The 26,306-nt window shown below is 57.0% G+C and carries 23 protein-coding genes; 6 read left to right on the top strand and 17 right to left on the bottom strand.

All coding sequences use genetic code 11. The annotated features are described in order from the left end of the window. Positions 1-3: 3 nt before the first annotated feature. From GZH47_RS24975 to GZH47_RS24965, 3 genes are all read right to left on the bottom strand, one after another. On the bottom strand, positions 4-1,284 hold the full coding sequence (locus tag GZH47_RS24975; RefSeq protein WP_162643727.1) for a serpin family protein: 1,281 nt from the start codon (positions 1,282-1,284) through the stop codon (positions 4-6). Positions 1,285-1,859: 575 nt separating this feature from the next. Next, a complete protein-coding gene (locus GZH47_RS24970) occupies positions 1,860-2,918 on the bottom strand; it encodes a Gfo/Idh/MocA family protein (protein WP_162643726.1) in 1,059 nt (352 codons plus the stop codon). A 7-nt stretch (positions 2,919-2,925) separates the two neighbouring features. Further along, positions 2,926-3,792 (bottom strand): phosphogluconate dehydrogenase C-terminal domain-containing protein, encoded by an 867-nt coding sequence (locus GZH47_RS24965; protein WP_162643725.1) that lies wholly within the window; start codon positions 3,790-3,792, stop codon positions 2,926-2,928. Between the two features lie 265 nt (positions 3,793-4,057). On the opposite strand from GZH47_RS24965, the gene GZH47_RS24960 reads away from it, so the two are divergent. Continuing rightward, positions 4,058-4,912 carry a sugar phosphate isomerase/epimerase family protein gene (locus tag GZH47_RS24960; RefSeq protein WP_162643724.1) on the top strand — a complete coding sequence of 285 codons (855 nt, stop codon included), beginning with the start codon at positions 4,058-4,060 and terminating at the stop codon, positions 4,910-4,912. Next, positions 4,878-5,513 carry a GntR family transcriptional regulator gene (locus GZH47_RS24955; protein WP_162643723.1) on the top strand — a complete coding sequence of 212 codons (636 nt, stop codon included), beginning with the start codon at positions 4,878-4,880 and terminating at the stop codon, positions 5,511-5,513. Before GZH47_RS24960 ends, GZH47_RS24955 begins: the two co-directional genes overlap by 35 nt. A gap of 102 nt (positions 5,514-5,615) precedes the next feature. Here GZH47_RS24955 and GZH47_RS24950 read toward each other — a convergent pair whose 3' ends face one another. Together GZH47_RS24950 and GZH47_RS24945 are read right to left on the bottom strand one after the other, a co-directional pair. Then, positions 5,616-6,254, bottom strand: coding sequence for a hypothetical protein (locus GZH47_RS24950; RefSeq protein WP_162643722.1), 639 nt, complete (start codon positions 6,252-6,254; stop codon positions 5,616-5,618). Beyond that, positions 6,241-6,786 (bottom strand): RNA polymerase sigma factor, encoded by a 546-nt coding sequence (locus GZH47_RS24945; RefSeq protein ID WP_162643721.1) that lies wholly within the window; start codon positions 6,784-6,786, stop codon positions 6,241-6,243. Before GZH47_RS24945 ends, GZH47_RS24950 begins: the two co-directional genes overlap by 14 nt. 281 nt (positions 6,787-7,067) lie before the next feature. Between GZH47_RS24945 and GZH47_RS24940 the strand changes: the two genes are divergently transcribed. Further along, positions 7,068-7,790 carry a stalk domain-containing protein gene (locus GZH47_RS24940; protein WP_162643720.1) on the top strand — a complete coding sequence of 241 codons (723 nt, stop codon included), beginning with the start codon at positions 7,068-7,070 and terminating at the stop codon, positions 7,788-7,790. A 193-nt stretch (positions 7,791-7,983) separates the two neighbouring features. Then, positions 7,984-8,472, top strand: coding sequence for a YhfM domain-containing protein (locus tag GZH47_RS24935; RefSeq protein WP_162643719.1), 489 nt, complete (start codon positions 7,984-7,986; stop codon positions 8,470-8,472). On the opposite strand, the gene GZH47_RS24930 is transcribed toward GZH47_RS24935, so the two are convergent. After that, entirely contained in the window at positions 8,469-8,918 is a 450-nt protein-coding gene (locus tag GZH47_RS24930; protein WP_162643718.1) for a ParB/Srx family N-terminal domain-containing protein, read from the bottom strand. The two genes, GZH47_RS24935 and GZH47_RS24930, sit on opposite strands and share 4 nt — an antisense overlap. A gap of 4 nt (positions 8,919-8,922) precedes the next feature. Then, a complete protein-coding gene (locus GZH47_RS24925) occupies positions 8,923-9,327 on the bottom strand; it encodes a hypothetical protein (protein WP_162643717.1) in 405 nt (134 codons plus the stop codon). Positions 9,328-9,501: 174 nt separating this feature from the next. On the opposite strand from GZH47_RS24925, the gene GZH47_RS24920 reads away from it, so the two are divergent. Further along, complete coding sequence (locus GZH47_RS24920) at positions 9,502-9,726, top strand: hypothetical protein (protein WP_162643716.1); 225 nt, start codon at positions 9,502-9,504, stop codon at positions 9,724-9,726. A gap of 139 nt (positions 9,727-9,865) precedes the next feature. Here GZH47_RS24920 and GZH47_RS24915 read toward each other — a convergent pair whose 3' ends face one another. The 3 genes from GZH47_RS24915 to GZH47_RS24905 form a co-directional block, all read right to left on the bottom strand. Beyond that, a complete protein-coding gene (locus GZH47_RS24915) occupies positions 9,866-10,672 on the bottom strand; it encodes a phytanoyl-CoA dioxygenase family protein (protein ID WP_162643715.1) in 807 nt (268 codons plus the stop codon). Positions 10,673-10,843: 171 nt separating this feature from the next. After that, positions 10,844-11,407 carry an FAD-dependent oxidoreductase gene (locus tag GZH47_RS24910; protein WP_162643714.1) on the bottom strand — a complete coding sequence of 188 codons (564 nt, stop codon included), beginning with the start codon at positions 11,405-11,407 and terminating at the stop codon, positions 10,844-10,846. 180 nt (positions 11,408-11,587) lie between these two features. Beyond that, positions 11,588-12,709, bottom strand: a complete 1,122-nt coding sequence (locus GZH47_RS24905; protein WP_225446201.1) for a Gfo/Idh/MocA family protein — start codon at positions 12,707-12,709, stop codon at positions 11,588-11,590. Between the two features lie 306 nt (positions 12,710-13,015). Here GZH47_RS24905 and trpB point away from each other — a divergent pair, with 306 nt between their 5' ends. After that, the gene (gene trpB, locus GZH47_RS24900) at positions 13,016-14,179 is read left to right on the top strand and encodes a tryptophan synthase subunit beta (protein ID WP_162643713.1); all 1,164 of its coding nucleotides are present in this window, start codon (positions 13,016-13,018) and stop codon (positions 14,177-14,179) included. Positions 14,180-14,373: 194 nt separating this feature from the next. On the opposite strand, the gene GZH47_RS24895 is transcribed toward trpB, so the two are convergent. The 7 genes from GZH47_RS24895 to GZH47_RS24865 form a co-directional block, all read right to left on the bottom strand. After that, positions 14,374-17,385 (bottom strand): S-layer homology domain-containing protein, encoded by a 3,012-nt coding sequence (locus GZH47_RS24895; RefSeq protein WP_162643712.1) that lies wholly within the window; start codon positions 17,383-17,385, stop codon positions 14,374-14,376. A gap of 405 nt (positions 17,386-17,790) precedes the next feature. Then, positions 17,791-18,411 (bottom strand): polysaccharide deacetylase family protein, encoded by a 621-nt coding sequence (locus tag GZH47_RS24890; RefSeq protein WP_162643711.1) that lies wholly within the window; start codon positions 18,409-18,411, stop codon positions 17,791-17,793. A gap of 240 nt (positions 18,412-18,651) precedes the next feature. Continuing rightward, positions 18,652-21,570 (bottom strand): excinuclease ABC subunit UvrA, encoded by a 2,919-nt coding sequence (gene uvrA / locus GZH47_RS24885; RefSeq protein WP_162643710.1) that lies wholly within the window; start codon positions 21,568-21,570, stop codon positions 18,652-18,654. Further along, entirely contained in the window at positions 21,567-22,493 is a 927-nt protein-coding gene (locus GZH47_RS24880) for a nucleotidyltransferase domain-containing protein (RefSeq protein ID WP_162643709.1), read from the bottom strand. Before GZH47_RS24880 ends, uvrA begins: the two co-directional genes overlap by 4 nt. Before the next feature lie 289 nt (positions 22,494-22,782). Beyond that, positions 22,783-23,694: a VOC family protein gene (locus GZH47_RS24875; protein WP_162643708.1), complete on the bottom strand. Its 912-nt coding sequence runs from the start codon at positions 23,692-23,694 to the stop codon at positions 22,783-22,785. 214 nt (positions 23,695-23,908) lie between these two features. Continuing rightward, on the bottom strand, positions 23,909-25,012 hold the full coding sequence (locus tag GZH47_RS24870; protein ID WP_162643707.1) for an ADP-ribosylglycohydrolase family protein: 1,104 nt from the start codon (positions 25,010-25,012) through the stop codon (positions 23,909-23,911). Positions 25,013-25,143: 131 nt separating this feature from the next. Beyond that, positions 25,144-26,208, bottom strand: coding sequence for an ADP-ribosylglycohydrolase family protein (locus tag GZH47_RS24865; RefSeq protein ID WP_162643706.1), 1,065 nt, complete (start codon positions 26,206-26,208; stop codon positions 25,144-25,146). Positions 26,209-26,306: the final 98 nt, after the last annotated feature.

Here is a 26,306-nt window from a genome sequence, read left to right as displayed (position 1 = left end):
AAACTAGCTGCCTGCCGCCGTCGGATCCGCCACGGAGCCGAGAAACGCGATCGTTCCCGTCGCATTGTTCCGGATGGCGAACAGGAACGGCCGATCCGCCCGGAACACGAACGGCTTCGCGTTCAAATCTGCACCGGAATCAGTGCCGATTGCCGTTGCCGCCGCCGCTTCCGTCCCCTTCTCGTTCACCTCGATGAACGCCTTATGCAGCACTTGATCGACGAACAGCCCCCCGTTCGGCGAGATGCCCGAGAAATCGGCGAGCGTCGCGTCCATGGACCGAACCATCCCGAGCGACTTCAGCGTTTCGTTCAAGTTGTACGCGGCTTCGAACTTGAACCGGGGCAGCTGCACCTGCCCGGTGCCGCTTTCGTATCCCGCCGTCCATGCAGCAGCATCGTGCAGCACGGCAGCCTCCGCGTCCTTCAACGTCGATCCGTCCGCCGGCAGCACGACGAACATGCTCCAGTCGCCGGCCCCGTAATGGAGCTGAACGGCTTGATACGCCGGCGCGGCTTTATGCAAAAACTCGCCATTGATCGCCATCATCGGCACCTGAACATTCTGGCCGCCATCCAAGTGGAACGCCGCATCCTTCGTGTTCGCTTCGTCGAAAGGCATCTGCCACGTCCCATTGAAGTACACGGCGTTCAGCAGCATCATGACCGTATCGGACGACAAGCTGTCGGCGGTGAGGAGCTCCTTGATCCGGTCGTTGGTCTGCTTCGCCGTCCAATCGTTAATCGTCTTGGCGGCAGCGGCGCTGCGGGCAAAATCAATCGCGGAGACGGGCGCCGCATACCGCTCCTTCATCCGCTTGACGAACTCGCTCTGCAGCGCCAGCCCCTTCTGTGCAAATATAGCATTGGCAATGCGGAACTCCACGGCGGGATCCACGTGTTGCAGCAGATCCATGAGCGCCTCGTTGCTTTGATTGAAGGTTTCCGCATCCGCGCCCTTCGCGGCAAGAAGCGTCATCAACTCCTCCCGCGTCTCGCCTTGCGCGCCGTTCAGCAGCAACGAGAGCGCGAAGGACACGCTAAGCGGCGAGAACACCGTGTTGCGGCTTCGGTCCATGGCCTCGGACAGCAGCGGTTCCGCGAGCCGCATGGCGAAGGCATTGCCGGACTTCACCAGTTCCTTGTTTACGTCAGCGGCCGTATGCTTTGGCGCCACGGGTTTGGATACGGTTTGATCGGATTCCCCGCAGCCGCCAAGCAGCGCAGCGACGAGTAACACGGCCGCCGCCGTCATCGCCATGCGTCGTTTGCTCTTTACTCTCATAGCGCTTCCCCCATAAATGTTCTATTTTCCCTATTGACGCAATTGCCGCCGAAATGGTTGCTCGCCGCCTGGGAATCCGCCAAGCGCTCCGCGTTCAATTTTTTAATGTTCAAGGGTCAAAGACTTTCAATTCGAGAAGAACAACCGGGTCTTCGGGCTTCATCACGCCGCGGAAGCGGACCGCATCTACGGGGATTCGTTTACGGTGAAGGAAACTTGGGTGGAGGGGATCGGCAATAACATTTCCCTGTAATTTGAAGAAATGGATTTCATGGGAAACGAAGCTTCGAGGCTAATCGTTCATGGCAACTCGCCGACCGGTTTGAACAGTAAAGAATAGCGAAACGAGAGTCACCGCTTGAGCTTCTCTATGAGGACAGCAGCTTTAACGACGATAACAACGAGAATAACGAAAACAGCGGCAGTAGGACGTCTTGCAAACGTCCATGACTGCCGCTGTTTCTGTTGCTGTTTCTGTTGCTATTGCTATGACTATTCCTATTGCAGTTGTGTTCGCATGAACCGAACATTTCCCCGGAAATATTTATGCCTTGGCCAGCAGACGGCAGCCCATCCTACCTCTGCTCTTCCAACAAAACCGTCCGATGCTCGGCTGCGCTGTCGTAGACGGCGAACGTCATGCGCAGCGTGACGATATTGTCTTCGCCGCTCGTCTGAAACGGCTCGCCGCTGTTCAAGCAAGCGATAAAATGGCTCTGCAGCCGGAAGTGGCTTTCCTCGTGATCCAGTCCTGTTCTCGACTTCACGATCCGCTCTTCCCTGCCGTCCTTCGACACGATCGCAATCGTGCCGTCCGTGTACATTTTAAGCGTTCCCTCGCTCCCGTCGATGACGAACTGCTCCAGATGGACCGGTCCGACGCTTTCGCCGAGCGGCTGATCCAGCTTCTGCCTCGTCGCCCAGCTCATGTCCATGAAGCCGTAGAAATCGTTATGGCCAAGCACGACAAGGCCGCTGTCCTCGCCAACGATATAATTGCTCACCTGCGTCAGCTCCGCCGTCAGCCGCTTCGGCGTTCCGAACAGAAACCGCCACGTATCGAACCAATGCACGCCCATTTCATAAAACAGCAGCCTCGGCATCGTCCGGAAGAACGGCTGCGGCAGCTTCGCTTCCGGTTCCATTCGCGGCGTGTAATAGTCCGTATGAATATAACGCGCGACATGAACCTTGCCGAGCTCGCCGCTGTCCAGCACCGATTTGATCGTCTGGAACGGATCCAGCCAGCGCCAATTCTCCGTCACCATCAGCCGGACGCCGCGTTTCTCCGCATGCGCGACCATCTCCTCCGCTTCGGCGAGCGATGACGCGAACGGCTTCTGGCACATGATCTGTTTGCCGGCATCCGCAGCCTTCTTCACGAATTCGAGATGGGTTTCCGTGCCGGTAACGATGTCGACGATGTCGATATCCGCTTTCGCCAGCATCTCGTCGATCGAGCTATATAGCTGCGCCTCCGGCACGCCGTACTTGGCTGCCGCATGGCGAAGCTTCCCTTCGGAGCGGTTGCAGAGCGCCGTAATTTGCACGCCAGGTATGCGGCTCCAAGCCTGCAGATGCTTATCCGACCAGAATCCGGTGCCGACCAGGCCGACTTTCCAACTTTTCTCCATATCCGTCTCAGCCCTTCTTCTCGTCCAAATGCAGCATCAGGCGCAGCACTTCATCGAGCGATTCCTTCGTGAATACTTGCTTCCAATCCGGTTTGAAAATCTTCTCGAAGCCGTATTCGATCGCGATCTTCGCGGCGTCGGAGAACGGATTGACGTTGTTGAAGGCGATGGCGAGCGGAATTTGGATATGACCTAACATGAACGAACGCGCCGCCGCTTCGGGAACGCCCATGCGGATGACTTCGTCCATCGCTTCCTTCATGATGCACGCCGCTGCCGCCGCAACGACCTCGGCCGCTGCCGGCTCCAGCAGCGCCATATGCTCCACCGTAATGCGATGGCATTGCGTCACCGGCGCAAACATGGCGATGCAGATCCTCTCGGCGAGTGCCAGTTTCTCTTCCTGTCCCTGATGCAGCGCAATGACGATATCCTGCTTCGCCGAGATGCCTCCGAACATATCCTTGCGCGCTTCCGGCGAATCCTGTTCTTCGAACAGAGCCGGGTGACACGGATGCGTGACAACGAAGTGGCAATCGTCGCGCAGCACTACCTGCTGTGCGTAAGCCGCTGCAGGATCGAGCAGAATGACGGTTGCGTCCGGCTTCAGCTGCGGAACGATCGTCTGCGACAACGGCCCGATGACCGCGTCCGGAACCGCGAGAATGATGACATCGGCGACGGCGAGCGCTTCCTCGTTAGGCGTGATCGTCAGTCCCCGCTCCGCCAGCCTCGCCATGCCGGATTCGGCCTGTTCGCATAATAGAAGCCGATACTCCGTCTTCCTCAAATTATCCGTAATCCGGCACCCCATCTTGCCGCCTGCGCCGATAACGGCGATTAATACGTCATTATTTTGAATCGCGTTCCCCATGGTTCATGCTCCTTTATGATCAAAAATGAAGGTGGTTCACTCCGGTTGGAATGATGCCGCTTGGATGATGCCACTAGCATAACTCATCATAAAAACATCTTCAATACAAAATGTATACAATTTATATATCTTTCATTGCCCCAGCTTGGAAATCCTGCTATGCTAAACTCAACCTAGCCGCACAGCTGCCCGATTTCAGGCGTCGAAGACACTGCAAAACGCCCCACTTGGGAGCGCGGATATCCGTCAGGAGGAATGTATCCCCATGAAACTCGGACTCAGCACCTACACCTTAACTTGGTCCGTCGGCGTTCCCGGCTACGAACCACCGCCGCAGCCGTTGACCGCCGAAGCGCTGGTCAAGCTGACCCGCGGCTATGGGCTTGGCCTGCTTCAAATCGCGGACAATTTGCCTTTGCATGCCATGTCGGACGGTGAGCTCCTTGCGTTGAAGCGGGTCGCCGACGAGCACGGGGTCGAGCTGGAAGTCGGCACGCGGGGAAGCGAGCCGGAGCTGCTGCTGCGCTATCTCGGCATCGCCGGCATGCTCGGGTCTTCCATTGTCCGGACGATCGTGACGACGCCCGATCTCGCTGCCGCCGAAGCGCAGATCCGCGAGGTTCTGCCGGCTTTCGAAGCCGCGAATGTCATGCTCGCTATCGAAAATCATGGCTTGCATACGACAGGACAGCTGGTACAATTGTTTCAGAACCTTCGGCACGGCCATGTCGGCTGCTGCCTGGACACGGTCAACTCGTTCGGCGCGTTGGAAGCCCCGGATCACGTTATCCGCGCGCTTTCGCCGTATCTCGTCAATTTGCACATCAAGGATTTCGACATCAAGCGCGTCGATCATATGATGGGCTTTACGATACTCGGCACGCCTGCCGGAGCAGGCCGCTTAGATATTCAAGGGCTGAAAGAAATCATCGAGGCGAACGGCAAGGCCGGCGTCAATGCGATATTGGAATTATGGACCCCTTACGCGAAGTCCGTCCGGGATACGATTGCAACCGAGCGCGACTGGTTGGAACAGAGCATCGCGTATTTGCGGTCCGTTCATTTTATAGAAGAGGATTTGAGGTATGCCACCGGTAACGTTGAAAGAGAAAGCCTATGAACAGCTGCGCGCCTATTTGCTGGAAGGCGCGATTAACAACAACGAGCAGCTGACGGAGAAATATCTGGTCGACCTGCTGCAGATGAGCCGGACGCCGATTCGGGCGGCGCTGGAGAAGCTGGCCGCCGAAGGGCTGCTGAACCTGGCGCCGAACAAAGGGCTCAGCCTGCCGGAATTGTCGCTGCAGCGCGTAGGCGACTTCTTCGACTTCCGCATCGCCTTGGAAAGCCATATTGTCTACAAGCTGGGGAGCCGCAAGCTGTCCCCGGACGAGATCGCCTGGTTTCGCGCGAATTTGGAGCTTCAGCGGCAGACGGCCGAGCAGCATGATTACTTGGCGTTCACGCATGCCGATTCGGACTTTCACCGGCGGCTCGCGCTCGTGTACGATAATGCCGAAATGGTGCAAATGATGGAAAATTTGCAGGATCGCCTCTTCCAATTGGCGCTCAAGGTGCTCCGGAAGGATAATGACCGCATTCAGTCGTCTTATCGGGATCATCTCGAAATCTTCGATTTGATTCTGGCCGGAGAAGGCGAGGAAGCCAAACGGCGCATGGTGGAGCATTTGGAGTATGGAGCGCGGATTCTGGTGCTGTAGTGCAGAAGGATTGAAGAATTGAAAAGCGGCTGCCGTGAAACGTCCATGAGACGCCGGCTGCCGCTTTTTTTGTCGTACCTCTCTATTCATCGCCGTGGCGGCTTATTGCTCCACTGGATTCAGCGTCACCCACTCGAATTGCGTGTCGTTAGGCGACTGCATCAGCAATTGCAGCGTCGCGCGATCGGGGAGGTCGGCTATTTTGCCGAAGGACAGGTTGTAAATCCCTTGTTCGGGCGGGCTGCCGTAGCTCATCGTTGCGCTTCCGTAGATCGTGTCTTCCGACTTCAGCGTATAGCGTACTTCCCCGGTTGGACTTGGCCCATCGCCAATGTATTTGGCATAGCAGCGTATTTGCCGGTCGTTGTCGTCCTTCGTCCGGTAGATGTAATATTCGGCTGCCCAACGGTCATTGTTTCCTTTGTATTCGCGCATCACCTCGATATTCGGGTCCGTGGCAAAATCGGGAATATCGGTTCGCTCGATGCCGGCAAAGACGTCGTGCCGTTCCGAGGTGGTGACGCTGGTCGTCCGATCCAACGTCGATAGCAGCCATACCGTGATCAAAACGAATACTACGATAAATACCGCCGCTGCGGACAGCTTCCACATTCGCCGCTCCTTCCGTCCTTTCGTTACCTTGTCGATAATCGCCTGCACGTGACTCGGCGCCGGCTGCCGCTCCTGCTGAAAAGGCCCCCGCCGCAGTCGTCCGTACCATTTCGGCTCATTCGGATTCACTGGCATCCGCCTCCTTCAGCCACTTGTCGACTTTCAATCTGGCGCGGTGCAGCCGGGATTTCACCGTGCCTTCCGGCAATCCGAGCACCCTTGCCATCTCTTCAAGCTTCAATTGATAATGCGCGTGCAGCAAGAGAACTTCGCGCTGCTTCACGGGCAGCCGTAGGACGAGTTCCCATATTCGATCCGCGAATTGAGCGTCGAAATAGGCCGCTTCCGCGGACGGGGAGGAACGATGCCGCCCCGCCTGATCCAACAGGATGATTTTGCGAAATAACGCCGAACGCCTGTAGTTGATGGTGAGATGCTTGGCGATTTTCAGCAGCCATGTCTTCACCGAGCTTTCCCCGCGGAACGTATGGAGCGCGCGAAACGCCCGTATGAACGTCTCCTGCGCAATGTCGTCCGCCATATCGTGCTGCCTTGTCATGACGTACGAGAAATGCCATACGTCCTGCCAATATTGATGAACAAGCTGTTCGATATCATAGGCTCCGATCTGCGAGAGATGCTTAAGATAGTCCTCCTCCAATCGTTTCACCTCCATGTAAACAGACAACGCACCGCCCGAAAAGTTCCACTTTGTTCCAAATAAAATCAGTTTGGCTGGCTGAGGCCGAAAAAGGCCGCCTGTTGGCTGCCCCATGCGCAAACTCGCTGATTTCTCCTGCAATCTTTAGCGGCAGCGAGAGAGAAGCATTTTTTGTTAGGTTCGCTCGTCGCAGGTTTTTTTGGATGATAGTCCTAAAGAATCACTCCGTTCTCGCCGATATTGAATCAGTAGTTCCAATTTATTACAAAGGAGTTTCACGAATGAAAGACAAAGTTAAAGGACTTGTTGCGGGATTATTGATCGGTTCCGTCTTATCGGGATCTGCGGTCTACGCGGCGGGCGGTAACATGATCGAAGTGTTTTACAGCGTCAAAAACATCAAAATCAATAAGGTTACGAAGACGCCGTCCGAGAAAGCTTTTACGTACAACGGCACCACTTTCGTCCCGCTTCGTTTCGTCGCGGACGCGCTCGGCCAACCGGTTAAGTGGGATGCGAAAACCCAAACCGTCTGGATCGGACAGGCAGAGAATGCAACGTTGGTTTATCCCGGTAAAGGGATCGACAATATGAATTATCAAGAAGGATATTCCACTAATTCATTTGAGTACAATGCAAACAGCGTAGAGGGTATTAAGGACAACGTCGGGAACGAGTACAGCAGCTACATTACCATGTACGTGGATGCATGGGCTGGCAAAGACAAAGCTTGGAATCTGCTGGACTTCCCGTTGAATGGTCAATATAAATCTTTTAAAGCAAAGCTGGGTCTGACCGACACATCCAAAAACACGAAGGCCGAATCCAAGCTGACGATCCTGCTGGACGGAACCAAAGCCTATGAGCAGAAAATCGTCGCTGGCGAGTTTCCTCGGGACATTAACCTGGATGTGCAGCATGTAAATAAAATTACGCTGCAATACTCGACGGATTCCGTAGATAATAGTCAAATCGGACTATTCAACGCTTACTTTACGAAATAAGAAGAGCAACGCCCTTCGACTCCGAATTCAGGAGTCCGGAAGGGCGTTTTTGCGTCTACTAATTGCTGCTGCCCGTACTAACCTCCTCCGCAAGCCCCGCTCCCCTGCAACTTTCTCCAGCCGTTCAACGTTTCTGTAGACAAGAACAGGGACAGCCGACGACAAGCGCCGCGCTGCCAAGGAGGAATCCAAGATGCTCAAACCCGCCTTCATCGGGGTCTTACTGGTCATCACGCTGGCACTGGCACTGGCAACGTCATGCGGAAGCGAACCGCCCAAATCGCAGTCGGCCATGGCCGACGCCGCACAGAACAAAGCCGTCGGCGAACAGACGCCGACGACACTGGCTTACGACAACGTTCAGGTTCAAATCATTACGATGAAAGACTTAACAGAAGCAGCGTCAAGAACCGTAACAGACACGGAAACCGTTGCCGTCATCATGAACGCGCTCTCCGCGATCGATTGGGAGAACGCCAAAGTATCGATGTCCCGCCCGCCGGACTATAAGATGCTGACTCAGAATACGGATCCGCTCGCCTCTTACGAACCGCAGCTCTACGAAGTATGGATTTCGCCGCAGAAGGATCACCTGGAGTTCGTGCAAGGCGCGGAAGGCAAGTACGGCCGCATGCCCGCAGCCGAAAGCGCGAAGCTGATCGCGATTCTACAAAGCAATTAACGTGCCCCGGTCCAAGCTCCCAAATCCGTCTCGCCGTCGGTATTCCACAGAATCACCCAGGCAGCCGGTTCGCCGAGCCGGCGCAGCGCTTTATGCCGGTGGTTGCCGTCTCTGATCGACAGGCGTCCTTCCTCGATAACCTGAACAATAAGCGGCGGGCTGGACCAACCCTCCCGGAGCGAGGTAATCAGCTCGCCGACATGCGCATCCCAACTCTCCGCCGGCGTATAAAATTCCATCTCCGGCTCCGGCCCGCAGCAGCGTTCCAGTTCATGAAGCGGCAGCAGCAAGGGACCCGCCCAGTTCCTCCGTTCCCGCTTAAGCCCCTCCGAGAAGGGAACATTCCCCCCGATCGTCTTCAGAAACAGATGCACCCATTCCTCCAAACAATCCTGCTTGGCAAAAACCATCGCTTCCTCCACCGTAAACGTCAGCGGCAGTGTCATAAGTTTAACCCTCCAGTATTGCAAGATACCGGACTTCATGTCCGTCCCATTTGGCGATCAGAATCAATAATCCATGCGTATCCGGCTTATATATTTCGGCGCCTTTCGGAAGCTTGGTGGCCATGCCGTCTTCGAAGACGCCGCCTTGTACGTATTGTTTCGCGATCGAATCTATTTTCTCCTCTGCTTTCAACGCTTCGGCCTGTACCCATTCGATATTCGCCGCATTGACGTAGATCACGTCGCCAAGCTGGAAGAAATCCGCATCCGGATTGTCCTGCAGCATTTCCTGCGCGGTCGGATTATGCGTCGCTTCACTGTTTATCGACGCTGTTCCGCCGCTCCCCGCTTCTCCGCATCCCATCAGCAGCAGCACGAACACGGCCATTACTGCCCATAATTGTCGCATGTAGAGCCCCCCCTTTCCGTCCTAGACGAATGAGGACTCCATAATGTTCTAACGATCTTCCCGGTCCGCGGCTTTTCCGCGCCTGCCGGGACAGGTGCCAATTCGGGCTTCGCATCCCCGTCATATCTTAGACTAGCAATGGATCATACCTGATAACGAGGACGCTGATGAAGGATGGCCTGCTGGATTCGGACCGCGATCATCGTCACCAACAACGGGACGATTTTGTTCGGGAACGCGGATATTCTCCCCATCGTCGGAACCGACAACACGAAGGACACGGTGGAGAACAATAAACAGACCAATTCCGCAGAAGGCGGAGCCGCTGCCGAAGGCGTTGCGGACACTGCCTCTGCACGGCGAAGAGCGAAGCGCCGACGGGCCGGCGGCCGCAAGTGAACCGCGCGGCCGGCGCATAAAGCAAACAAGCCGAACCCATGCCTGGGTCCGGCTTGTTTGCTTGCTGCTCGCTTTCGGCAGCCGCCCTGCTCAGTTCCGTCAGTACCGCTCAGTTTCGCTCAGTTTCGCTCAGGTCCCCTCAACCCCGCGAAGGCTCCGCCATCTCCAATCGCGCCTTCGCGCTCAGCGCGGCCAAGTGGCCGTCGTTGGCCATCACCTGCTCCAGATGAACCATCCGCTCCGGCGACGCCTCGTTCATCATCGTGTCGGAGAAGGCACGGTCGATCCAGAATCTCGCAGCGGTTCCGATATAGTCCCGCAGCTCTTGAATATCCGCTTCCGCATAACGCTGGCACATGTTGATCGTGAACATTCTGCGGTTCGTGCTGCCGTTCCATGCGGAGTGGAAGAGGTTGTGGTTGAAGACCAGAATATCGCCCGGCGTCACGTCCAGCACGTATGCGGGCACATCGGCTCCGGCGACATCCCACGTCTTGTTCGTGTCCTGCATTTGCAGCGTCAAATCATCGCCGTACTTGTCTCGCAGCCGGTGGCTGCCCGGAATGACGCGCAATGCGCCGGTATCCGCATCGAGCGGGTCCAAGTAGAAGGCGATTTTCAAATGCTTGTATTTCTCATGATATCCGTCGCGGTGCCAGCCCGTGTTGCCCGTGTAATAATTGCCGTCGCTGCCCATGTAGTTGAAATCCTCGCCAAGCAAGGATTTGCCGATCGCCAGCATCCGCGGATCGTCGATCAGCACGGACATCCGTTGATCGATGAACGGGACGACGCATGTCCGTTTCGTTCCGTCATGCCGGTTCTGCTCCGGGAACGTTCGCGTGAATTCCTCGATGATCCAATCCAGCCGATCTGCCATCAGCTGCGGAAACTTGAGAAAACCGAACGTCTCGAAGAAGTCGATTTGCGCTTGACTCAGCTGCATGCTTTCCCTCCGCTCTCGATAGAGTTGCCGCGTTGCGTTGGAAGCCGTTAGTCACGTTACACGTTCCATCCCCCATCAGGGATTTCCTGCCCGCCGCGCAAAAAAAAAAACCCTTTCTTCCATGGCTATGCAGCTTCCTGCGCCATAAGAAGAAAGGGAGAAGAATGAAGATTATTTCAACAGATCGTGGTCGACGTAACGCGCGCCGTTCAGTTCGCTGATCACGTTGATCGCGACTTTCGCGCCGTCGCCGGCCGTTACGATCGTGTGCACGCTTACGCCAGCACATGTGCCGGCAGCCCAGATGCCTTCGATGTTCGTGCGGCCTTGCGCGTCCGCTTCAAGGATCGTCTTGATCCGCGGCTCCGTGCCCGGCTTCGTTTGCAGACCGGATTTCTCTGCGAATTCGAGGAACAATCCCGATGCGACGATGACGTGTTTGGCTTGGTACGAATCGCCCGCTTCGGTGGAGATCGTGAAGCCGTCGTCCGTTTTGGCGATTTCCGTCACCTTGGCTTGTACGTATTCAGCGCCGAATTTCTTCGCTTGCTGAATGCCGATCTCGACGAGATCCGGCCCTTTGATTTCAGGCACGCCGTAATGGTTCTCGATCCAAGCTTTCTTCGTGATGCTTTGGTCGCTGTCGATCAGCAGCGTTTGCTTGCCGGCCTTCGCCGCGAACAATGCTGCGCTTCCGCCAGCGGGTCCTGCTCCGATAATCGCAATTTCAGACATGATGTTCCCTCCCAAATTTGGAATTCGCACTGCCGAACATGCCGCATGACCGGTGCAGCAATCCATTGACATGTCCTGCCATATCTATCATACCGTTTGAAAATCATAGATTCAACTTTTCATACCTGTATGTTTTGAAAATTGCTAGACTGTCTTCTCATTCGCGCTCTGCCGCTCGAATTACAATACCGGGCTCGCCTGTTCGCGAGAAGCGCGCTGCTCCGCCTCGTCCATCGCTTCGATGAGCATTTCGAACAGTTCCAGATCCTGCGCCGCATCCTCGGGCGTCGTCTTGATCGGAGCGTCGTTGACGATCACTTCATGGAAATGCCTCAGCTCGATCGTATACGAATCCGTGAACGTCGGGCGGATCACCGTTTCTTGATAGCGGTCGCCCGTCGTTTCCGTTATGGTCAGCACCGTCGGCAGATGACGGATGTAAGCCGTGTCGTAATCAACCCGCACCGTGCCCGTCTCGCCCATGACTTCGATCGTCGCGTCGAAGCGCCCTTGATGGTCGCAGCCTGTCTCGAACAGCACGTTGAAGCCTTCGTCGTATTGGAACATGGCGCTCATGAACTGACCGTCTTTCCAGCGCGAAGCCGCCAGCACGCGGGCAGGCATCCCTAATATTTCGCGCATGGCGGACAGATCGTGGCTGCTGAGGCCGCCCATGAGACGATAGGTGTTATTGAAACGCTCCGCACGTTCGCCCAGAGCTTCCTTAGCCAATGCCTGCGCGCGCAAGCGACGGTCTTCCGCCAGTTCGGCCGGAATGTCCGTGAAGCGGAGCACGTTCGCGCTTTGTTTGATAAAATAGCTGTTCTGCCCGATAATGTCGCGTACCCGCGCGTAATTAATCCGGCCCAGCTTCTTCACTTCTTCTACCCCTTGAACGAACGCTTCCGCGTACCGCCGCATGTAGCCGACCATCACTTTACCGGACGAGGCGTTCTTGGCTTCGATGATGCGCTTCGCATCGGCCTTCGTCAGACACATCGGCTTCTCCACGAACACATGCTTATCGCGTTTAAGCGCTTCCACGATACAGTCGGCATGATACTCGTCGCTGTTCAAGACGAGAACCGCTTCGACCTCTTCATCGTCCAGCAGGTCTTCCGCCGACGCGTAACGCCCTGGAACCCGGTATTGATCCCCGATCGCTTGCACGAGACTCGGGGAAATGTCGCAAACGGCCGTTATTTCGAATGCGTCCCCCATCGCTTGAAGCACGGGCAAATGGATGACCTGCGCCGCTTCTCCTAAACCGATTAGACCGATTTTCACAATAGCACTCATCATAATGTCTCCTTCCGGATTATCCCTTGCACCTCGGATCGCCGCGCCTGCCCAGCCTGGTTTCCCTGCGCGCAGCATTATTAAAATCCTTCGCTGCGCGAGCCGGAAATCCTTTCCTGCATCGACGGGACTTCCTTCTACAATTATAAACGTCCATTGCTCTAATCCATGTTGATATCTTAAGGGGTTACTCTGAAAAAAATAATCGATTCTATCGGCCGTTCTTCAAATTCCTCCCAAGACCGATCGCAAATAATGTGTTACCATAGAATCGGAATCAACGACAACAACACATGGAGGCGCTTTCAAATGGATCAAAATCAATCGACCGCCGGTTATTTCGGAGAGTTCGGCGGCAGCTTCGTTCCGCCGGAACTGCAGGAAGTGTTGAGCTACTTAAGCGATCAGTTTTATACATACAAGGACGATCCGGAATTCAACGAGGAATTCCGTTACTACCTGCGGGAATACGTCGGCCGCGAGAATCCGCTGACGTTCGCCAAGCAATTGACCGAATCGTGGGGCGGCGCCAAAATCTACTTGAAGCGCGAAGACTTGAACCACACCGGCGCGCACAAAATCAACAACGTTATCGGGCAAATCTTGCTCGCCAAACGGATGGGCGCCAAGCGGATCATCGCGGAAACCGGCGCTGGGCAGCACGGCGTTGCGACAGCGACGGCCTGCGCGATGTTCGACATGGAATGCATCATCTACATGGGAGCCGAGGATACGCGCCGCCAAGCGTTGAACGTGTTCCGGATGGAGCTGCTCGGCGCGACCGTCGTGCCGGTCAATAAAGGACAAGGCCGTCTGAAGGATGCCGTCGACGAGGCGCTCAACGATTTGGTCGAGAATTACAAGACGACGTTCTATTTGCTGGGTTCCGCGGTCGGTCCGCATCCGTTCCCGACGATGGTGAAGCACTTCCAATCCGTCATCAGCGAAGAGTCCAAACGTCAGATTTTGGAGAAAGAAGGCCGTCTCCCGGATGCCGTCCTCGCTTGCGTCGGCGGCGGCAGCAACGCCATCGGAGCGTTCGCGCATTATTTGGACGAGCCGTCCGTGCGCTTGATCGGCGTCGAGCCGGACCAAGCTCCTTCCTTGACCGAAGGCGTGCCTAGCGTCATCCACGGCTTCAAGTGCCTGGTGCTGCTGGACGAAGAAGGCAATCCGCGGAAGACCTACTCCATCGCCGCAGGCCTTGATTACCCGGGCATCGGACCGGAGCACAGCAACTTGAAAGTAACGGGCCGCGGCGAATACGTGACGGTCAGCAACGAGGAAGTGCTCGCGGCGTTCCAAGAGCTGTCCCGTACCGAGGGCATTATCCCGGCGCTCGAAAGCGCGCACGCGGTCGCTTACGCCAAGAAGCTTGCGCCGACCATGAGCAAGGATCAAATCATCATCGTCAACTTGTCCGGTCGCGGTGACAAAGACGTGGAGCAAGTGTTCCACATGCTGAACAAATAATCGTATGCGTAAAGCCCGGATTGCGATGATACGCTCATCGTAATCCGGGCTTTTTAGTGTTCGATCGGGAAGCTGCGGCTGCGTCGACTTGTTCTGTGGACTTGCTTTGTGGGCTTGCTCTTTGGGCTTGCTCTTGGGCTTGCTTTTGGACTTGCTCTTAGACTTGCTCTTGGGCTTGCTCTTGGGCTTGCTAATCAGCCCTGTTTGTCGATCAGTCCCGCCTGCTGAAGCAGCCGCACGACGATGACGGCTGTCTCCGCTCGCGTGATTTGGCCGGTCGGACGAAGCTGCCCGTCGCCGCCCTGCACGAGGCCGTTCTGGATCAAGATCGCCGCTGACGGAGCGGCCCATGTGCCGATGCTGGCAAAATCCCGATAAGCGGCAAGCAGCGACGCTGCCTGAATATCGCTGATGGAAGTCTCCATGCCGGCCAGTTTCATCGCCCTGGCGATCATCACCATCGCTTCCTGCCGCGTAACCGTATTCGCCGGACGGAAATTACCGTCCTCATAACCGGACACCAGCCCGAACATGGCTGCTGCCGCTACGTCGCCAGCGAACCAATCGGAGCTGTTCACGTCGCGGTACGCTTGCCCGCTCGCGCTGCTCTGCAGGCCGAGCGCGCGAAGTAAGATCGCCGCGAATTCCGCGCGGGTTACGCTGCTGTCCGGATGGAATTGGCCGTCGCCGCTCCCATTGACGACCATACGGGACGCCAGGTCGTTGACGGCGCTGCGCGACCAATGGAATCTCACATCCGTCAGCTTGACCGCATGCTGAACCGGCGCAAACAACCCGCCCGTCAAGCTGCTCGCGATCGCTGCATGCGAACCGTTCCGATTCGCGCCGGCAGTCGGCACGGAATGGAAACCGCCGTTCGGCTCCAGCGCAATCGCCGTCGTCAATTGGCCGGCTTCCGCTTCGGCCGGCAGCGGCAGCTCGAACTTCACGAAGGATTGGAAGTCATTCATCGCGTACGATTGCCCGTTATACGCGATCGTCACGGCAAAGGCCACCGGAGGCGCCAAGAGGGTAAAATCCCCTTTCGCCGCCGCTTCCTGCATCTGCTTTAATTGGGCTTCATCAGCCTTCGTAATGCTCGCGCGGATCGTCACATCCGAAGGCTGCACCTGCGAACCGACCAAGGCGCTTAATGCCTTCGCGGTGAATGCCTGCACAGGCAGCGGGAAGCTCCCGAATGGCGTCTGTACTGTAAGCGCCGCCGACTTGTCCGCAAGCGACTGCATCATGCCGCCGTTCGCTTCCGCGACGACGCGGTCCATGCTACCTGTAACAGGAAGCGTAATAACCGGCTTGTCTCCTGCTTTCGCGAGCAGGTCGGCCAGCTTCGCGGAATCGATAACTGCCGTCATGATGCTGCGTCCATCCGTTTGCGTAACCGTGCCCGTCGCAATCTGAGCTTGTTCCCCGCCGCCGGCGATGCCTGGCAAGCCGGCGGCATTCGTCGTTGAACCCGAGTTATCGGTTCCGCCAGACGGCGTCGGTGGAGTTACGACAGGCGGAGTTACGACAGGCGGAGCTTCGTTGACCTCAACGGCGAAATCGGCCGCCGCTTCCGAATAGATCCCTTGTGCTACATCGCGCACCGCGTTGTCGAGATACGATACGCGGAGCTCATCGCCTGCTGCCGGCGCAGACGACAAATTCAAAATCACTGTTTTATGCGACGCATCAGTCATGTCGTACTCGGCAGCATTAATCGTAACGGGACTGCCGCTCAGCGTAAATTGATTCGTCAGCGAAGTCCGCGTGTCGAGCGCCTTGTCGAAAACAAGCGTTATTTTCTTGCTTCCGCTGGTCATGGTTGCGCTCTGCAAGACCGGTCCCGCTTCGCCGCAGCGGGGACTGACGCCATAGCATAAGGCGAGGCCGTCCGTCAGCTTCGGTTCGTTCATCGCGTACAGCAGGCCATTCTGCGTGTTGAACCCGTTGCCTTGAATACCGGATACGGCATTGCTGCCCGACGTATAATCTGCAGCGGGGCTGGCAGTCGACACGTATTGGACGCGAACGTCTCCTGTCCGTTCATAGAGAACGGCTTGGAACGTCAGCGGCGCCAAATCCTCGTCACCGTAACGATAGACATGATCCCATTGCACGATGAACTGGCGATCGCCTTCATCGCCTACCGTGCGCGTGTATACATGGGACGGAGCTTGTGCATCCTCACCCGGCTCCGCGCCCGCATCGTCCGGCACATGCAAATAGAGATCGGACGTAAACGCGTAAATGGAAGGCGGCATTATGGAAGAAGGGTATTCTTGAAATCCGTGCGTATCGCGGCGCGCGAAGTTATCGAACGACAACGTCCCGTTGGTGCTGATGCTGACGTCGGAATAGGTCTCGTTGTAGAACTTAAAATCAAACGGCAGCGGCACCGTGCTGACGGCATCATCGTTCGAGTCGAAGCTCACTTCATCTCCGTCTTCGGAAGCATCTATCGGTTTAAACGACGCCCGGTCGTTGACGCTGTAAGGAATAAGCTTGCCCGCTTCGACGGCGAAATACGAATGCACGCTGTCATCCGCTTCGATTTTCGTTTCGCGAAGATAACGATTCATGTAGCTCGGGTAAAGCTTCATGGCCGCGTAGTCTCTGCCGTCGACCTGGGCGGCGATCTGATACGGTCCCGATTCCGTCGTGTCATAGGAGAAGGCGAGCGCATCGTCGGCGTAAGACACGCCGGGATCGCCGTTTCTCAGCGTAACCGAAGCTCCGGTTCCCGAAGTGATGGTGATGGTCAGTCGGTTTGCCAGTTCGGGCGGCGCAAGCACCGAGCCGTAGATGTTCGAGACCATGCTCCAAGTATACGTTTTGCTGTCCACCACTTCATCGTCGTTCGCGTCTTCCGTGTTGATTTTCACGGTATCGATGTTGAAGGTCACGGGATGCGGGTTGTCCAAATCGAAATTCGGAATCCACGTGCCCGGGTCGGATACATCGATGGTATATGGGATGGATGGATCCATGCTGGAATCGCTGTATAATTCCGCAGCTCCGTCATAAGAGGCGATGTCGAGGCGGTATTCGGATCCGGCGTAGTCCTCGTTCGTGTCCATTACCGTGAAGGTCTGCGGGTCATCCGTGCCCTCCAGCCTGATTTCAGCCGCCGCCAGCATCGGTGTTAACAGCTGCGCGCCAAGCGCCAGTGCCAGGATCGTGTTGATTTTGTTGCGTTTTCCCATCGTTTCCGTTCTCCTCCGCGTCCAAGAATGTTCAAACTGCTTCTAAATGTAGCGGAGAATTGTTAGGCAAACAATTAACGAAAGTTAACTCTCGGCCATTTTTCGTCAAAAAATGCAGGGCCGTTCGGTTATGCGGTTAGCAGCTGCTCCGGGGGAGGACACGGTGGTTGCCGTGTTTGGTTGGCGCAGGGGAGCGCGGCGGATCGGTCTCGGTCGCGGGTGGTGTCAAGTTAGAGGGTTGAACCGTTGTTCGCGCGCTACGGCCAAATTCCGGCTCGAATTCCTGCCGCAGAGGCAGCTTTTTCGCGCGCTCTGCCCCTTCGCCGCGCTCCATCCCCCACAAAAAAGAAAGCTAGCGCCATAGCAGGCACTAGCTTTCTCATCTCCTTACCTCCACACGACGGACTAACGACCCTGCCGGGCCAGCAGTTCGCTGACCGTCACAAGCTCATAGCCTTCCGACGTCAGCTTGTCCAGCAGAATGCGGACCGCCTCCATCGACTGCGACCGGTCGCCGCCGGAGCCGTCATGGAACAGCAGGATCGCGCCGTCGCGGATGGAATCCCACGTATGCTCCAGGATAAAATCCACGCCCGGCGTCTCCCAATCGCGCGTGCCCAGATTGAGCGCGCCGATCGAGCTGTAGCCGAACCGGCCGGCAAGCGCGAGCGTCTCCTCGTTGCTGTCCAGATACGGCGCGCGGAATACGGCCGTTCGGCGGCCGATGACCTGCTCGATCAGCTTGTCCGTCCGCTCCAATTCAGCGAAAGCCATCTCTTCGCCGATCTGGGTCAGATGGGGATGCGTATACGTATGATTGCCGATCTCGTGTCCTTCGTCATGAATGGACCGGACGAATGCCTGCTCTTCTTCGATCTTGCTGCCGATCATGAAGAACGTCGCTTTCCCGGATACAGCGTTGAACATATCTGCGGTCTGACGCGTAAATACCGAATCCGGACCGTCGTCGAACGTAATGGCAATGGCTTTGCTTGCGGTTGAAACGGAATGAATCATCTCGGACATGGGATCCCCTCCTATGAATGCGCTTTCTCGTCAACCATTATACCTCAGACCGGCAGCGGCGTCACACCTTAGCATGCAGATAGCGTGATGCCGCCTGCGTGTCCCTGCCAGATGATATGATGCCGCCTCCGTGTCCCTGCCAGATGATAGGACGCCGCTTCCGCGTCCCTGTCCTATGACGCGATGGCTCCGCGCCCGCTGGGTATCTCAGCGATGAAGCGCTCGGCACCTCAGCATCGCCTAGACTGACGCCCCGGCCTTCCGCACCGAATAGGACGCCTCGATCTCCCGCAAACAGCGGCCCGTATGCGACGCTTCGACTTGCGCGATATCTTCCGGCACGCCCGTCGCGACGACATAGCCGCCGTTCCGGCCGGCTTCCGGTCCCATGTCGATGACATGGTCGGCCGTCTTGATGACGTCCAGATGGTGTTCGATGACAAGCACCGTATGACCCGCTTCCAGCAGTCGGTTCATGCAGTCGAGCAGCTTCTGTATGTCCGCGAGATGCAAGCCGGTCGTCGGCTCGTCGAAGATGTACAGGTAGTGCGCGCCGCGCTTCATCTTGCCAAGCTCCGCCGCAAGCTTGATGCGCTGCGCCTCGCCGCCGGACAACACCGTCGCCGAATGGCCGAGACGCAGGTACCCGACGCCAAGCTCGTTAAGCACCTTCAGTTTATGCGCGACGTACTTCTCGCCTCGGAAGAACTGCTCCGCTTCCTCGATCGACATCTCCAGCACATCGGCAATCGTCTTGCCGTTGTAGGTAACATCGAGCAGCTCGCTGGCGAAGCGCGCGCCTTTGCACGCCGGGCACACCGATTCCACGTCGGCCATGAACAGCAGCTGCGACGTAATCGTTCCGTGTCCCTTGCATTCCTCGCAGCGTCCGCCCTTCGCGTTGAAGCTGAAATACGTCTCGGTATAACCTCGTTCAACGGACAGCTCCTGCGAAGCATACAGCTTGCGAATGCGGTCGTACAGCCCGACATACGTCGCAGGGCTCGAGGTCGGCATTCGGCCGATCGGCGACTGGTCGATGTTGATGACGCCGTTGATATGTTCTACGCCTTCGATCCGATCATGCAGTCCCGGAATGATGCGCGCATCCTGAAAATGCTTGTGCAGCGCTTTATACAGCACATCGTTAATCAAGCTGCTCTTGCCGGAACCCGACACGCCCGTCACGCATGTCATCACGCCAAGCGGGATCTCGACGGTGACATTCTTCAGCGTATTCTCGCGCGCGCCGACGATTCGCAGCACCTTGTCGCCAAGCTGTCTGCGTTCGGCGGGCGCAACGATGTTCCGGACGCCGCTCATGAACTGACCCGTCAGCGAATCGGGATTCGCCATGATTTGCGCGATCGTTCCCTCCGCCACGACATTGCCGCCGTGCTGGCCTGGGCCAGGGCCGATCTCAATGACATGATCCGCTGCCATCATCGTCTCGACGTCATGCTCCACGACGATAACCGTATTGCCGGAATCGCGAAGCTTCTTGAGCGTGTCGATCATCTTCTGACTGTCCCGCGGATGCAGTCCGATACTCGGCTCGTCCAGCACATAGAGCATCCCCATCAGGCCTGAACCGATCTGCGTCGATAAACGGATCCGCTGCGACTCTCCGCCGGAGAGCGTGTCCGAACGGCGGTCCAGGTTCAAATACCCCAGTCCGATATCGAGCAGCAGATCAATCCGCCCGAGCAGCTCATTCATGATCTGCTTGCCGACCTGCAGCTTCCGCCGCGGAAGCTCGAACGATTGCAGGAAGCTCTTCATCTCGTCCAGCGGCATGGAGACAAGGCCATGGATCGTCTTGCCCGCCAGCGTAACGAGCAGGCGCTCCGGCTTGAACCGCATGCCGTGGCACTCGGGACAGGTCTGTTCGACCATGACGAGATTGAACATCGACTCCTCGTAGCCTTTCAGCTCCTGCTTCTTGCGCGAGTTCCGGTACCACCGGTCGATTTCGCCTACGATCCCATCGTACGTCCACTGCTTGCCGACATGTTCCTGAATCCAGTGACCCTGGTGATTGTCCTCCGAACCGAGAAAAGTATATCGCTCCCCCTTCGTGCCGTAGAACAGCATGTCCACGATTTCGGGCGGAAGATCCTTGAACGGCGTGTCGAGACTGAAGCCGTAATGCTGCGAGAGGCTGTAGATGACCATGTTCCGCCATGCCCTCGGGTTCTTCAAGTTGTAGAGCCGCTCGTTCAAGGCTCCGCGGCGAAGGCTTCGCTCGCGGCTGGCGATCATCAGCTCCGGCTGCGCGTACTTGTAAGCGCCGATGCCCAGACAAGTGCGGCAAGCGCTGTCGGTGTCGTTGAAGGTAAAATAGCCCGGCGACATCTCGCCCGCGACGTAATGATGCGCCTTGCACGCAAACTGATGCTGGAAACGCTCGATGTCCCGCTCCGTCAGCTTGCTGCCGCTCGGCACGATATGAAGGAAGCCTTCGCCGATCTTCATGCCCAGCTCGATCGACAACACGAGCTGCTTATAGATGTCGCGCTTCACTTCGTACTTGTCGATCAGCACTTCCAGCTCATGGGGCGCATGCTCGTCCAATTCGATCCGGTCGCCCGTGTCGTGCAGGACGCCGTCGATCTTGAACATGCGGTAGCCTTTCGTCCGGATCTCGTCGAACAGCACGCTGAACGTCTCGCCGAATATGGGCTGTACGGGCGCGTACAGTTCGACCGTCGATCCCGCGGGCAGCGCCAGGATATGCTCCGCGATCTGATTCGGCGACTTCGCCTCGAGCTCGGCGCTGCAGCGCGGACAATGCGGCGTTCCGAGCGTCGCGAACAGCAGGCGCACATAATCGTACACGTCGGACATCGTGCCGACCGTCGAACGCGGATTCGGCGTTCCCGTCTTCTGCTCGATGGAGACGACCGGCGACAGGCCGTAGACGAAATCGACATCCGGTTTCTTCAGCTGCGGAATGTACCGCTTGGCATAGGAAGAGGAGATCGACTCCATAAACCTCCGCTGACCCTCGCCATAGATGACGTCGAACGCGAGCGACGATTTCCCGGAACCGCTGACGCCGGTAACGACGGTCAGCTTCTCCCGCGGAATATCGAGGGAGACGTTGTTCAAGTTATTTTCGCGCGCGCCCCGAATCGAGATCGTTTGCCTCATGCTCATTGTCCGAACCCCCTCCCGTCAAAGTAAGCAAGCTCTTCCACCTCGACCCGGCTCTTCGCCGTCAAACGGACGGGATAGGAAGCTCGCTTGATGAAACCCTTCTGCGCCAGCCATTCGCAGCCATGCACGATCAGCATGTCTTCCATTCGGTAGCGTTGTTTCAAATGAAGCATCAGCTCGGAGAATGGACGAACGTCGTGCTGCTCCGACAAGTAATCCGTGACCAGCTTGAACAACCGCTCATGCCGTTCTTCCACGTAGCGGTCGGCCGCTTGAATCGCATCGGCCATCGCCTCGATCGTCTTCGGCCCTTCGATCAGGTCGTGATACATTCTTTTGAAGAATACCGGATTGTAAACGAGCGCCTGCTGTACCACCTCGCGCGTCGGAATGTCGCGATTCAGCATCACTTCCAGCCGCGCCAGCTCCTCGACCGTCTTCATCAGCCAGAGGAAGCTGTAGGTCGGATCCTTCTTGACGACGATCCATTTCTCCGCCTTCTCGAGCAGCGTCACGACGCCCGAAGCGACGTTCAGCAGCTGCACGTCGAGATCGCGTTCGCCGACATGGCGGACCCGTTCGTATAGATCGCGAATCGAGGCGTCGTTGCAGAACAGCAGCGTCCCTTTCGACAAGTAGGAATGGAAGAAGCTCGCGTTCAGCGACCGCTCCAAGTTGCTCTTGAATTGCTGCCTGCTCACGAGATTGGCCGAGATGCAAATTCCCTGCTCGACGAGCACGACGGATCCGGTCGGCTTCTTCTCGTCGTCGGTAATGATCGTCATGTCGATATCCGACTTCTCCCAGACGACATCATACGATAAACTTCCCATCACAAAAGCCGCCAGGACGCGATTGTCGAGGCGCAGTTGTTCCGTCACCGTTTCAAGCGCGATGCGGTACGTTTGTTGTACATCATTCATTCAGTTAATGATCTCCTTGTTCGTGGAATGGAAGGACAATCGGGAGGAAGCTGCAGCGATGCGGTAGAGGCGTTACGGAAGCGGCGGTTCTATGCGTGTAGAAGATTATAGCAGAAGTTTCCTAAATGTGACAGATGTTTATTAACCGCTTTCATGACATTCGACGAGATCCGTGAAGAGAGAGGCGGCCCACGACGAAAAGCGCCTCTCGCAGCAGCATCGGTTGAAACACCTTGGTGTTTGTCCCATGTCTGCCATAAGAGGCGCGCCCGTCCAGCGGATCTTCCCGTTATCCCTCGTAGGCTTGCTGCAATGCCGCAAGATCGAATTTCTTCATCTGCATGAAAGCCCGCGTTACCCGCGCCCGCTGCTCGGGCGTGCCGTTCTGCGTCATCTCGTCCATGCTCCTCGGCACGATTTGCCACGACAGACCGTATCGATCCTTCAGCCAGCCGCATTGCTCGGCGGCCGGAACCGCGGAAAGCCGCTCCCAGTAATGGTCGATTTCCGCCTGCGTGTCGCAATAGACCATGAAAGAGATGGCTTCGTTGAATTTGAACTTGTGGTCGTGCGCGCTGTCCATCGCGGCAAGCCAGAGCTGCTCCAGCCGGAAGTCGGCGAACATGACGTTCCCCGCCTGATCGGGCTCCATGCCCGGCGGATATTTGATCAAATTGCCTTGTCGCGATTTCGCGAAGACGGATTCGTAGAATCGCATCGCTTCTTCCGCTTTGCCGCAATTATCGCCGACGAACATGAGCGCCGGCACGATCGGCGGCCGTTCCTCGCCGTCCGGATTGGTCAGCATAAGCTGCCAGGACACCCCGTACTTGTCCTGAATCCAGCCGAACTGCTTGCTGAACGGGTATTCGCCGAGCGGCATCAACGCCGTGCCGCCGTCGGACATTTTATCCCACATCGCCTGAAGCATGGAAGCGGCATCGGATTCCCTGGACGGATCGAAATTGACGATGAACGACACCGATGGATTGAACTTGAACAGCGGTCCGGCGCTGATCGAGGCAAATTGCTGTCCCCACAGCTCGAACGCGACAATGTCGCAGTCTCCCGACGGGGTACCCTTGATCGTCGATACATGCGTCACTTCGGAGTTCGGGAAGATGGACGCATACCACTCGGCGGCCTCCTTGGCCTCCTTCTCGAACCATAAATGCGGAATGATCGTTTGCTTGGTGCTCATTGGCATCCCTCCTACTGGCATCTTACACCAGATTATCGCAGCATACACATAACCATTCGCTATTGCATGAATAAAACCTTGGGCATGACCAGAATCGTTCAAGAAAGACTCGGGCCCGACGGCAAAAAGCGCCCGCAGCGACAACGGTGCGCGTGACACCGTCCTCGCCGCGAACGCCGGCAAGAAAACCAATCATATGGGATGCTGACTGACGTTACACCAGCATCTCTTCCACCAAGTTGTTGATCGTTTGCAATCTAGCCTGGAATGCCGCGTACAACCCGTCGGCCTGCTCGCGGATCGTGCGCTGCGTGAAGCTGTAATCGTTCAGCGCGGAGGCCCGGTCCACTTGATTAACGAGCTGTTCCGGCAGCGACGATGCGCCGCTGATCGCCCCGGAAATGCCGGCAGCCAGCGCAGTCACGCTGACGGTATCCCTTCCCATGTTGGCACCCGCAATGATGGCGTCATGGACATCGGCCTTCACCATGCGGACGATGCAGATCGCCTTCGTCACGACTTCATTCGAGAAGCTGTTGCCGTAAGGAACGCCGCAGCCATGATAAGTACGGTCGAAGGCTTCCCTCAATTCCCGGAAATCCGTGCAGTTCGCCGTGCGTTTCAACCCCGAATCAAGCTCGGCAATCACGTTGTCGCGCAGATACCCGTATTTGTAGCCATCGATCTGCGCGCCTACGTCGGAATAGTCGCAGAAGGTAAACAAATCCGCGATGACGGTGTCGATCGTCGCGCCGGGTTTGGTCGCAGCCGCGACAGCCGCAGCCGTAACGCCGGACCACTTCACGCCATAGCTCCTGGACGCCTGGTACAGCTGGCCGAGCTCGAAGGCGTCTCGAATGGCGTTCTTCACGTCGCCGGCATTGATCAAGCCGACCGGATGGCACCAGCCCGAGAAGCTGTTCAATCCCGCATAATCGCAATACTTGCCCAAATCCCGGGCCGGAATGCCGCTGCCCGCGACGGCCAGCAGGCCTGCGTCATACGGCTCCATCTGCTTGGCGATCGCAGGCGGCTGCAGCTCCCTGACCCATACCGCGCGCACGTCTTCGGCCGTCACGCGATCCCGTCGTTCCGTGATCGCCGCGATCAACAGCTTCTGTCTTTCCACGCCGCTTTCCGTCGTGCCTGCCTCGCGCATCCACCCGTTCTCGTAAGGCAGCAGCCCGGCAAGCACGCCATGTTCGGCATCGATTTCCTGCCAGCTTCTCCCTTGAACGGGAGCGCCCATCGCCGCTCCGACATGGGCGCCGGCAATGCATCCGTAAAATTTATCCTTCAAGCTGACCTTCTCGCTCATCGTCGCACTCTCCTTTGTGTATTGCGAGTGTATTGCGCTGCCGGGCGGTTCCGGCGAGAATCGCAAAACCCGCTTCGAAAGCATAACGCCTCTTCATGATTGACCTCCGCGGTTACGCGCGCCGTTCGCCGTTATAGCGCCCCCATCAGCTCGGAATAGGCTTTCAATCGCTGCAATCTGGAGCGGTAGGCTTGGTACAATCCTTCCGCATGCTCTTTCATCGTGCGTTGGGAGTTGGTCACGACATGCAGCGTCGTCGCATAGTCGGTCTGTTCGATCCATGAATCCGGCACGAACGCCGTCCCCGTCAGCGCCCCGGAGATGCCGGCGGCGACCGCCGTCACGCAATCGGTATCGCGTCCCATGTTGACGGCTGCGACCATCGCTTCTTTGACGTTTCCTTTGGTTCTGCTGAAGATGCATACCGCCTTCGTCACCACTTCGTTCGCGTAGCTGACCTCGTAAGGAATGCCGCGGATGCTGTACGATTCGTAGAGCGTCTTCCGGAATTCGCGGTAATCCTCGATGCCCGCGGTCCGTTTCAGCTCGCGTTCCAGCTCCTTGACGACGATGTCCGGATCGCAATGATCGAAGACGGCGCCGAGCACGCTGTCGACGGTCGCGCCTTTCTTGGTAGCGGAAGCAATCGCAACGGCCGTTACGGTCGCCCATTTCAAGCCGCGTCCGTTCGTCGTTTGATAAAGCTGGCCGACTTCGTTCACGTCATTGATCGCATTCGGAATATCGCCGGCATTAATGAGGCCGATCGGGTGACAGGAACGGGAGAAGCTGTTCAATCCCGCATAATCGCAATATTTGCCGATATCCCGGGCCGGAATGCCGCTCTTGGCCATCGCCAGCAGCACGGCCTCGAACGGTTCGGAGATCATGCCCGCCGATTCCGGCTTGATTTTGGAAATCCACATCTTGCGCACGTCCTCCGCCGTTACGCGGTCCTGCTTCTCCATAATGGCCGAGATCATCAGCTTCTGCCGCTCAACGCCGTCCTCCGTCGTGCCCGCTTCGCGCACCCACCCGTTGTGAAAATGCTCATATGGCAGCAATTCTTCCAATAGGCCGTATTCCTTGTCGATCCGCTCGAAATCCCAGCCCTCTACCGGCGCTCCCATCGCGGAGCCGATATGCACCCCGGCAATACATCCATAAAACTTATCGAATAACGTAGCTTCGCCCATTCTTGTTCGCTCCTCGCTAAAGTTGAAATGATCGACGACCGTTTGAAACGCCGCAGCAGCCGGCACCTGTATTAATTGTAACGAAGACGGCAACAACG

Source organism: Paenibacillus rhizovicinus (assembly GCF_010365285.1).
Taxonomy (GTDB): domain Bacteria; phylum Bacillota; class Bacilli; order Paenibacillales; family Paenibacillaceae; genus Paenibacillus_Z; species Paenibacillus_Z rhizovicinus.
This window is presented reverse-complemented; position numbering and strand designations above follow the sequence as displayed.

What these genes read in the sequence shown, in the direction of transcription:
- GZH47_RS24975 (WP_162643727.1), bottom strand. Translation starts at nt 1,284, where the DNA reads ATGAGAGTAAAGAGCAAACGACGCATGGCGATGACGGCGGCGGCCGTG.
- GZH47_RS24970 (WP_162643726.1), bottom strand. Translation starts at nt 2,918, where the DNA reads ATGGAGAAAAGTTGGAAAGTCGGCCTGGTCGGCACCGGATTCTGGTCG.
- GZH47_RS24965 (WP_162643725.1), bottom strand. Translation starts at nt 3,792, where the DNA reads ATGGGGAACGCGATTCAAAATAATGACGTATTAATCGCCGTTATCGGC.
- GZH47_RS24960 (WP_162643724.1), top strand. Translation starts at nt 4,058, where the DNA reads ATGAAACTCGGACTCAGCACCTACACCTTAACTTGGTCCGTCGGCGTT.
- GZH47_RS24955 (WP_162643723.1), top strand. Translation starts at nt 4,878, where the DNA reads ATGCCACCGGTAACGTTGAAAGAGAAAGCCTATGAACAGCTGCGCGCC.
- GZH47_RS24940 (WP_162643720.1), top strand. Translation starts at nt 7,068, where the DNA reads ATGAAAGACAAAGTTAAAGGACTTGTTGCGGGATTATTGATCGGTTCC.
- GZH47_RS24935 (WP_162643719.1), top strand. Translation starts at nt 7,984, where the DNA reads ATGCTCAAACCCGCCTTCATCGGGGTCTTACTGGTCATCACGCTGGCA.
- GZH47_RS24930 (WP_162643718.1), bottom strand. Translation starts at nt 8,918, where the DNA reads ATGACACTGCCGCTGACGTTTACGGTGGAGGAAGCGATGGTTTTTGCC.
- GZH47_RS24925 (WP_162643717.1), bottom strand. Translation starts at nt 9,327, where the DNA reads ATGCGACAATTATGGGCAGTAATGGCCGTGTTCGTGCTGCTGCTGATG.
- GZH47_RS24920 (WP_162643716.1), top strand. Translation starts at nt 9,502, where the DNA reads ATGGCCTGCTGGATTCGGACCGCGATCATCGTCACCAACAACGGGACG.
- GZH47_RS24915 (WP_162643715.1), bottom strand. Translation starts at nt 10,672, where the DNA reads ATGCAGCTGAGTCAAGCGCAAATCGACTTCTTCGAGACGTTCGGTTTT.
- GZH47_RS24910 (WP_162643714.1), bottom strand. Translation starts at nt 11,407, where the DNA reads ATGTCTGAAATTGCGATTATCGGAGCAGGACCCGCTGGCGGAAGCGCA.
- GZH47_RS24905 (WP_225446201.1), bottom strand. Translation starts at nt 12,709, where the DNA reads ATGATGAGTGCTATTGTGAAAATCGGTCTAATCGGTTTAGGAGAAGCG.
- trpB (WP_162643713.1), top strand. Translation starts at nt 13,016, where the DNA reads ATGGATCAAAATCAATCGACCGCCGGTTATTTCGGAGAGTTCGGCGGC.
- GZH47_RS24895 (WP_162643712.1), bottom strand. Translation starts at nt 17,385, where the DNA reads ATGGGAAAACGCAACAAAATCAACACGATCCTGGCACTGGCGCTTGGC.
- GZH47_RS24890 (WP_162643711.1), bottom strand. Translation starts at nt 18,411, where the DNA reads ATGTCCGAGATGATTCATTCCGTTTCAACCGCAAGCAAAGCCATTGCC.
- uvrA (WP_162643710.1), bottom strand. Translation starts at nt 21,570, where the DNA reads ATGAGCATGAGGCAAACGATCTCGATTCGGGGCGCGCGCGAAAATAAC.
- GZH47_RS24880 (WP_162643709.1), bottom strand. Translation starts at nt 22,493, where the DNA reads ATGAATGATGTACAACAAACGTACCGCATCGCGCTTGAAACGGTGACG.
- GZH47_RS24875 (WP_162643708.1), bottom strand. Translation starts at nt 23,694, where the DNA reads ATGAGCACCAAGCAAACGATCATTCCGCATTTATGGTTCGAGAAGGAG.
- GZH47_RS24870 (WP_162643707.1), bottom strand. Translation starts at nt 25,012, where the DNA reads ATGAGCGAGAAGGTCAGCTTGAAGGATAAATTTTACGGATGCATTGCC.
- GZH47_RS24865 (WP_162643706.1), bottom strand. Translation starts at nt 26,208, where the DNA reads ATGGGCGAAGCTACGTTATTCGATAAGTTTTATGGATGTATTGCCGGG.